The sequence below is a fragment of the Winogradskyella sp. genome (assembly GCF_013213975.1).
Taxonomy (GTDB): domain Bacteria; phylum Bacteroidota; class Bacteroidia; order Flavobacteriales; family Flavobacteriaceae; genus Winogradskyella.
Genome location: NZ_JABSST010000101.1, coordinates 1 through 8,521 on the forward strand (window position 1 = coordinate 1; position 8,521 = coordinate 8,521).

At 35.0% G+C, this 8,521-nt stretch carries 8 protein-coding genes; 2 read left to right on the forward strand and 6 right to left on the reverse strand.

The annotated features are described in order from the left end of the window. Nucleotides 1–17: 17 nt before the first annotated feature. Nucleotides 18–1,151, forward strand: coding sequence for a 3,4-dihydroxy-2-butanone-4-phosphate synthase (gene ribB, locus HRU49_RS13105; protein WP_296357896.1), 1,134 nt, complete (start codon nucleotides 18–20; stop codon nucleotides 1,149–1,151). Here the strand turns inward: ribB and HRU49_RS13110 are convergent. The 6 genes from HRU49_RS13110 to HRU49_RS13135 form a co-directional block, all read right to left on the reverse strand. Continuing rightward, nucleotides 1,148–2,704 carry a family 16 glycosylhydrolase gene (locus tag HRU49_RS13110; RefSeq protein ID WP_296357898.1) on the reverse strand — a complete coding sequence of 519 codons (1,557 nt, stop codon included), beginning with the start codon at nucleotides 2,702–2,704 and terminating at the stop codon, nucleotides 1,148–1,150. The two genes, ribB and HRU49_RS13110, sit on opposite strands and share 4 nt — an antisense overlap. Before the next feature lie 80 nt (nucleotides 2,705–2,784). Continuing rightward, entirely contained in the window at nucleotides 2,785–3,990 is a 1,206-nt protein-coding gene (locus tag HRU49_RS13115; protein WP_296357900.1) for a DegT/DnrJ/EryC1/StrS family aminotransferase, read from the reverse strand. A 16-nt stretch (nucleotides 3,991–4,006) separates the two neighbouring features. Next, nucleotides 4,007–4,636: an NAD(P)H-dependent oxidoreductase gene (locus tag HRU49_RS13120; protein ID WP_296357902.1), complete on the reverse strand. Its 630-nt coding sequence runs from the start codon at nucleotides 4,634–4,636 to the stop codon at nucleotides 4,007–4,009. Nucleotides 4,637–4,724: 88 nt separating this feature from the next. Beyond that, nucleotides 4,725–5,774, reverse strand: a complete 1,050-nt coding sequence (locus HRU49_RS13125) for a GNAT family N-acetyltransferase (protein ID WP_296357904.1) — start codon at nucleotides 5,772–5,774, stop codon at nucleotides 4,725–4,727. Nucleotides 5,775–5,835: 61 nt separating this feature from the next. Beyond that, nucleotides 5,836–7,011 (reverse strand): hypothetical protein, encoded by a 1,176-nt coding sequence (locus tag HRU49_RS13130; RefSeq protein WP_296357905.1) that lies wholly within the window; start codon nucleotides 7,009–7,011, stop codon nucleotides 5,836–5,838. Nucleotides 7,012–7,437: 426 nt separating this feature from the next. Then, the gene (locus HRU49_RS13135; protein ID WP_296357907.1) at nucleotides 7,438–7,626 is read right to left on the reverse strand and encodes a hypothetical protein; all 189 of its coding nucleotides are present in this window, start codon (nucleotides 7,624–7,626) and stop codon (nucleotides 7,438–7,440) included. Nucleotides 7,627–7,835: 209 nt separating this feature from the next. On the opposite strand from HRU49_RS13135, the gene HRU49_RS13140 reads away from it, so the two are divergent. Continuing rightward, nucleotides 7,836–8,521 (forward strand): hypothetical protein (locus HRU49_RS13140; RefSeq protein WP_296357909.1); only part of this gene is annotated, 686 nt, incomplete at its 3' end.

An 8,521-nucleotide genomic window follows, 5' to 3' on the forward strand; every position in this document is an offset into this window, starting at 1 on the left:
ATACGTAAACCGATATCATGACTACGCAGACCAAACTCAATACCATTGAAGAAGCAATTGAAGACATTCGACTTGGAAAGGTAATAATAGTTGTAGACGATGAAAACCGAGAAAATGAGGGCGATTTTCTTGCTGCTGCGGAAATGGTAACCCCAGAGATGATCAATTTTATGGCGACTCACGGGCGTGGTTTAATTTGCGCTCCTTTAACAGAACATCGTTGCGAGGAATTAGAACTCAGCATGATGGTTCGTAATAACACGGACCCGATGGAAACGGCATTCACGGTATCTGTAGATTTAAGGGGTAATGGTGTTAGTACAGGAATTTCTGCCAGTGATAGGGCAAAGACAATAAAAGCCTTAGTTAACAATGACACTAAGGCCTTCGAACTCGCAAGACCTGGTCATATCTTTCCTTTAGTAGCTAAAGAAGGCGGTGTATTAAGACGCACAGGGCATACCGAAGCTGCGATAGACTTTGCGCGTTTAGCAGGATTTGAACCTGCAGGTGTTATTGTTGAAATTATGAATGAAGACGGGACAATGGCCAGATTACCAGAACTAATGGCGGTTGCTCAAAAATTCGATTTGAAAATTGTTTCAATTGAAGACCTCGTAGCCTATCGTATGGAATATGATTCGCTCATTGAAAAAAAGGAAGATTTCGATATAGAAACGCGATTTGGACAATATAGATTAAGAGCATATCTGCAAACAACTAATAATCAAATTCATATAGCCCTTACAAAGGGTAATTGGAAATCGGATGAACCTGTTTTAACTCGAGTAAATTCGAGTTTAGTGAATAATGATATACTTGGCACACTTACAAATAATGCTGATCAGAAACTTGATGATATGTTTAATGCCATTAATACTGAAGGTAAAGGAGCCATTATCTTTATTAATCAACAAGCAGAATCTATGAATTTACTATCACGTTTATCGATTTTAAAAGAGGAACAAGTTGAAAATAAAATCATTAAAGCGCCTAGAATTCCAATGGATTCTAAAGATTTTGGTATAGGTGCACAAATACTTCACGATCTCAAAGTAAGCAAATTAAAACTTTTATCTAATGCCCTTCAGACCAAACGCGTTGGGATGATAGGTTATGGTTTAGAAATTGTAGATTACGTTAATTATTAATCAATCACCACTCTTTCTGTTGCGGTTTGACCATCAGCAGATATTTTAAGGATATAAATTCCAGAGTTTAAATGCTCTACATCAAGAACTGATATGTTTCCTTCTGCACGTTTCATAGTTTGCCCAAGCAAATTGTAAAGAACAATGTGCTCTATTGGTTTTGAAGTTTGAATTTTAAAATATTTTGATGCCGGATTAGGATAAACTTTTACACCAAAAGAATTTTCTTCATCGATACTTAAAGGATTGTTTTGGTAAACCCTTACGTAATCAATCACCATGTCACTTTGTGTAAAATTCGGGTCAACAGTTCCTGCAAAGCCTCCCATAGCGATGTTAAGAATAAGGTACTGATCGGAATCGAAAGGCCACGTATCAGAATCTTTTATTACTGGGTTATAAGTGTAATATCCAACCCCATCGATCATAAATGTAATTTGATTTGGTGACCAATTCACGGAATATACATGAAATTCGTTGGCTACATCATTAAGAATAAATGATTGATAATTTATTGTCGCACCAGAACTAGATGGTGTATGAATTGCACTGCTCACATGATTTGTTGCTCCTAAACCATGTTCCATTATGTCAATTTCACCACAAGCTGGCCATGAAACTGAACCGAATCCCTGAGTTTGCCAATAGGCTCCTGCTTCATTTATATTTTTTCCTAAAGTCCATATTGCAGGCCAAGTACCATCTCCTGCAGGTAATTTAGCTCTAACATCTACTCTACCATATGTAAAGGCAAATTTTGAATTTAAGCGAGCAGAGGTATAAGCTTTAGTTTCGCCTTGATCAGTGAAGTTTTCTTTGATGGCAACAATATTCAAAAATCCATTATCTACATACGCGTTTTCAATACGATTAGTGTAATGTTGAACTTCGCCGTTAAACCAGCTACCACCTGAAGGAAGCTGAGTTTGATGAAACCAATTATTAGTATCTATTGCGCCATTAGTATCAAATTCATCAGACCAAACTAAATCATTGTATATAACATCAACTGCATGCGGATCTACCGGTTCTGAGCCATCATTTATGTCATCTATTAAATAGGTACCTGGAGTCATAATACCACCATCAATAAAAATAACTAATCTGCTGTAAGTACCCATAGCATTGACAGGAGAACCGTTACCACTCAAAATCGCATTAGAAAAATCAAATATCATATCGTAACTCCATCCAGACCCAGAATTAGACTGAACAACTTCTACATCTGGTGCATCTCCGAATTCTAATTTAAGCATTATGTTGTGCAAATTAGGGTCGAATTGATAGAACGATAAGGTAATGACTTGGTTAGAAGATAAATCTATTGGATTGACTAAGTCTATGTAAAATCCCTGCCAATTCTCAGAACCATCATTAAAAAATTGCCCCACATCATTAGCCGAATTAATTGGGTCTGCACTAAAGGAAAAGACGCTATTAGAGAATCCTGAAAATGCATGTGCACTATCAGAAAAATCTAATGGAGTTTGTTGAGAAAATGATGTATTGGCACAAAAAAAGACCAATGAAATAAATAAATAAATCTGTTTCATAGTTTCGTTTTTGTAAAACTAACGTATGACAAGTTCAAACTATAATTATCAACCTATACAAAAACAGTACAATCTTATAATTAAGAGTCTTTTGTCAAACAATCAATAATGATTTCTTTCATTTTCTTAGCACGATCACGAACTTCCTCTTCCGTCCAAGACATCTTTATAAGACAAGAAATATTACGGCCAATCCAATAATCTGATTGTGCAAAATCCTTTTTTGATAACGCATCCAATTGAGATTTAACTGCATCCGTTAATGGATATAAGGACTTTGCCTCCTTTAAATGATTCCATTTTCTTATATAATGCCAATTATTTTCAAAATAGTTCCAACAAACGTCCACCCCATTTTCTTTAAATGATTGGGATACTAAAAGTGCTCTTTCTTTATCAGGTAGAAAGAAATTTAAAAAGGCACAGCTTTCTATTCCGCCCTCTGGAACAGTTCTAAATGTAATCTCAGGAATGCTTTCGAGTACTTCTCTAATGATCGTATAATGTTTTCGCTGAATTCTTAAAAACTCTGGTAATCGTTTTACCTGAGCCAAACCTACAGCAGCATTTAGTTCTGATATTCTAAAATTATATCCTAGAAACGGATGTGTTTCGGCTCCTCTATCTGACCCTACATGATCATGGCCATGATCACTATAATGATCTGCATTAATATAATATTCCTTGTTATTAGTTACTACAGCACCACCTTCACCACAGGTAATGGTTTTTACAAAATCAAAAGAAAAGCAACCAACATCTGCTAAACTCCCTAAAGGCTTACCTTTATAACTTCCTCCAATCGCCTGACAAGCATCTTCAACAAAAATAAGTTTATGTTTATCACAAACAGACTTTAGAGCATCCATATCTCCCATGCTCCCACACATCTGCACAACCATAACCGCTTTGGTTTTTGGAGTAATAGCTGCTTCAACAGCTTTGGGATCTAAAGTTAGTGTATCGTCTATATCAACCAAAACAGGAATTGCACCAAGTATCATGATAGCCTCAAAACTTGCAACAAAAGTAAACGTTGGCATTATAACTTCATCTCCAGCTCCTACTCCGGCTGAAGCTAATGCAACCGTAACAGCAGCAGTACCGCTAGAAACTAACTGAACATGATTCGTACTAAACGTTTGACATAAGGATTGTTCGAGTTGCTTGGCCTTCCAATGACCATTTCTCATACCATCGAAACCATATCGCATTAAGACACCATTCTCTAAAACATCGTTTACTTCCTTACGTTCTAAATCGCCAAATAATTCAAACCCTGGCATAAATTTATTTTAATTTTTATAATTCTATAATTGTATCTAAAAGTTGTTTTCTGACCTTCTTAAACCCCGAGAACATATCATCTTCGGCTCTAAATCCTACGGGTAATAATAAGACAGATTTTAGATTCATAGCCTCTAAATTTAAAGCCTTATCTATTGCTTCAGGTATAAACCCTTCCATAGGACAGCTATCGATTCCTTCAACTGCACAAACGGTCATTAAATTGCCAAGGGCAATATAGGCCTGCTTTGTAGCCCAAATCAACTTGTTCTCCTCACTCATATTCTCTATGGTTGACTTCATTTGAGCTTTAAATGGTTCTAAAACATCATCTGGCGTTGCGCGTATTTTTTTAATGTTTTTAAAATGATTGTCAACATCATCAGAATTTATTTTAGTTTGAACACAAAGAACAAACAAATGAGAGGCGTCTACAACTTGACGTTGACCATAGGATAAACTCACTAAATTCTCTCTAGTTGTTTTATCTTCAACAACAACCAGCTTTAAAGTTTGTAATCCATAAGACAATGCTGTAAGATTAAAAGCTTCCTTTAAGGTATTTAATTGAGTCTCTGAAAGGAACCTAGAAGTATCAAATTTTTTTGTGGCATATCGCCATTTTAAATCATCAATGATTGACATATATTTTTTTTTACAAAAATAAGGAATCGAGATAAGAGCCAATCTATAGGTAATAAAAAACCCGCCAAATTAATGCGGGTATAGTTACCTAAACCTTAAGTACTTGCTTCTTTTTTAATCTGTAAGCAGGAAAATATTCAATTGTACTAAGATCAAAATCCTGTCCTAAAACATCATAAGTTTGTGCTTTGTAAGCTTCTTTATTGACAATATATTTCCATGTCTTAAATACTCTAAAGTCTTTAGAAAAACCACTTTTAAATCTAAATAAGGAATCTTCCTTACTGCCTAAACCCCCACCAAGATTAAAATACTTAAACCCTTCTTCAGTAGATTTTATACGCATCTCATCAATGATAAGCTTAATGGGATTTAAATCAAAATGATCTTCACTTAATCCAGAAAGGTGGTACTGTACAATATTACCTTTTTTCATAAACATTGAAGCACCAATTATTTCCTGTGTTTCATTTAAAAGACACAAGGATAACTCAGATTTATATTCTTCACTCTCTAATACACCTCTATAATAATCTCTAGAAAAAAAGTAACTCTCATCTGCATCAACTCGTTTCATATTTTCATGGTACAACCTAATAAAATCATCTAAATGCTCATCGATATTACCTTTTATAACAGTACAAGATCTTCGAGCCTTATTTAGGTAAGTCTTTAATCTTCTGTTAAACTTAGCTCTTTGATTTTCAACCGTATCTGTTAAATCAATATTAACCACATTACCTAAAATAGAAATAGTGCCAAGTCCATCTAAGATTGAATCTTGATGATCGATGTAAGGATGCAATCTTGAAAAGATAGAAATCACTTTGTTTCTAGTTAAGAAAGAATCAAGTACATCTTTAAATTCTAAGTTATTAAATGTATCATCTAAACTTATAACCAAAGGACCAGCATACCCATAAACGGATGTAGCGTCTTTGTAATTAGACCCTTCTATAGTCCGGATTAATAAGGGTAGTAAAATGTTAGTTTTTCCACTAGAATATTTCAAAAGAACCGGTTCCTCATCATCATTCTTAGATAATATGTGATAATCGTATGTATGGTAGAAATCAGAATTTTCAACTAAGTCGAGTTGTGTACCCCATTCGTTTTTATCTTTTATTGCTTCTATCATTCTTTGTAGCTAATTATTGAGTTAAACTTTGCACGTAGTTATTCTAAACCTTAGCTAGCAATTAAATCCTAAACATTGCACCTTTAGGTTTAATACCAAGATAAGCCATACCTGCTTGGTTCATCCAGTGTGGCTGTATTATACCATGTTGTAAAACGGCATGAATATCTCTATGAGCTCTTTCGATCTTATTTTCTGTATATAATGACACTGTACCTGCTGCTGCATAAATTTCCGAAACCATTGTTCTAGAGGTCTCAGCAGCAAGAACAGAGGATGACCACACATCTGCTAAATCTTCATCAGAATATTCATTTCCTTTTTGAGCATCATCCCAAATGACAGCCATAGCATTATGTAATTGTCCTCTCATAGCTTTGTACATGGCCTTACTTCTAGCTACAACACTTTGAATGCGCTCTCTATCCCTTAAATCAGGATTTTTTCCAGGAGTCACTCTTTCAAAACAAATTTTAACTAAGTCATCCATAGCTGCTTTGAATATTCCAAGTGCTATAGCTGCGTTTCCTGCAGAATTATAACAGCCAATTGGTAATCGACTGTATGGGTTATCTATGGCTACAGGGCTTTCAAAATCAACAGCATATGTTTCTTTAACAAAATGGTCTTCAATTTTAATATCATGACTTCCGGTTCCTCTTAATCCTCCAACATACCATGTGTCAATGACCTTTACAGCGTCCTTCGGTATAAAAAACAACTTCAATTTGGCACCTGGACCAAGCGTTTTTGGTAATCCTTCACCTGTTACTAAGCAGCGTAATGCAAACCAATCGGAAATTTCACATCCTGAAACAAGGGTCCATCTTCCGTTTATTTTATAACCACCTGGAACTATCTCAGCGACGCCTTCGGGTCTTGCTGAATTTGCGTAAACATGTGAAGAGTCTTTATAAATTTCTCGCATGCTATCTTCATCCAAAAAGCGGCCAAATGTACAGGCTAAATGATTGTTCCATACACTCCAACCAGCTGCAGCTTCCGCACTACTAATTAGCTCAAAGGCTTTTAACACTTCTACCGGATCATCTTCCCACCCGCCTAAAAATTTGGGAAGTCCTATTCTAAACAATCCTGTATCGGCTAAATGTTTAACAAGTTCTGGTGCTAACCTTCGCGAATTTTCGGTAACATCGCGATGTGTTACCGCAGTTGAATATATCTCTTTTGCGGCTTCTGTAGGTAAAACAGTAGTAATTTCTAACGATTCGTGCATAATTATATTTTTAAATCTAATGATATTAATATCATTTAATTTTTAATGTAATTTACCAGCTCAATTTTCTCTAGACTTATAACTTAAAAACAAAGAATTACTAAAAATTCAGGGCTGAAAATGTCGAAGATATTATTTAAAGCCTGAATACAATAAAATTAATTGATTAAGTGCTAAAAAAATTGATGAAATTAAAAATAAAGCGGAAAATCATTGTTTTATAGCAACATGATCATCCTTTTACAAAGGCAAAAGTCCCGTAAACTATACATTTACAGGACTTTAGTTGAAATTAATAAAACTTCAGCGGAGAAAGAGGTAAGTGAACCTCTTTCGTAGTGCCTTTATTTATTACTGTTTCAGTCCTGTACCATTGTTGGGTCACCTAATAGGTCACCTTTATACCTTGTAGTAAAGATAAGGAATTTACTTGATTAATCCTTGTACTTTACTGATTTCAAAGCCCATAAAGTCGCAAAATTCTTCGATAGTAACTAACTGATGAGCTTCTTTGTTAAGGCGTTCTTTAATCGCTTTGATTATTGTTCTGCCATAACGCTCACTCTTTCCTGTTACCACTTGCACGTCTTTAGGGTAAATACAGATTCTACTCATTCACTTTAAATTTAAAATTAATACTCTAACTATACTTTATCTATACCGTTGCTATAAAGCACTTATATACAATATACGACTAATATCCCATTGAAAAAACTAACTAAAACGGAAGTTTTGGCAACTTATAAACACTACGGAAGCACTCTAATACATTGACAGTCAATAGCTCGTATATTTGATATTCATCATCAAAAAAAGTAATAGTTATGGCAAAATTGAAAGGCATTATTAAGTTAGAGGGAACTTTAGATAATCTAACTTTTTATAAAGCAAAAGAGGGTTATTTAGTAAGAACTAAAGGCGGTGTTTCTAAAGAACGAATAGAAAATGACCCAGCATTTGAGCGTACTCGTGAAAACGGTTCAGAATTTGGAAGTTCTGCATCATCTGGTAAGTTATTGAGAACAGCAGTAAGAAACTTAATGATTAAGGCAAAGGATAATCGTGTTTCAAGTCGTGTTACTCAAAAAATGACACAAATTAAAAACTTTGATACAACCTCTGTAAGAGGGCAAAGAAATGTAGCTACAGGATTAGCAACACCAGAAGGTAAAGCCACATTAAAAGGCTTAGATTTTAATAATAGAGCCATTTTAAGTGCTGTTTTATTTGCACCGTTTACTGTAGATAGCGCAACTGGTGAGATTTCAATACCAAATTTGACTCCTGCGAATGATATTGCTTATCCAAGTGGTGCAACGCACGTAAGTTTTACTTCGGCATTCTTAAAAATTAATTTTGATACTACAGATAACGCTATTGAGTACAGTCCAACTGTAAATATTCCGATTGATTTAACCTCTGCAACGCAAACCCTAACACCTGCTGGCGTTCCATCAGGCACAGGAAACGATATATTCGTGTTATTGGTAGAGTTCTTCCAAGAGGTAAA

Bases quoted from the DNA above. Each gene is read 5' to 3' on its own strand.
- HRU49_RS13110 (WP_296357898.1), bottom strand. From the start codon at position 2,704: ATGAAACAGATTTATTTATTTATTTCATTGGTCTTTTTTTGTGCCAAT.
- HRU49_RS13115 (WP_296357900.1), bottom strand. From the start codon at position 3,990: ATGCCAGGGTTTGAATTATTTGGCGATTTAGAACGTAAGGAAGTAAAC.
- ribB (WP_296357896.1), top strand. From the start codon at position 18: ATGACTACGCAGACCAAACTCAATACCATTGAAGAAGCAATTGAAGAC.
- HRU49_RS13135 (WP_296357907.1), bottom strand. From the start codon at position 7,626: ATGAGTAGAATCTGTATTTACCCTAAAGACGTGCAAGTGGTAACAGGA.
- HRU49_RS13125 (WP_296357904.1), bottom strand. From the start codon at position 5,774: ATGATAGAAGCAATAAAAGATAAAAACGAATGGGGTACACAACTCGAC.
- HRU49_RS13120 (WP_296357902.1), bottom strand. From the start codon at position 4,636: ATGTCAATCATTGATGATTTAAAATGGCGATATGCCACAAAAAAATTT.
- HRU49_RS13130 (WP_296357905.1), bottom strand. From the start codon at position 7,011: ATGCACGAATCGTTAGAAATTACTACTGTTTTACCTACAGAAGCCGCA.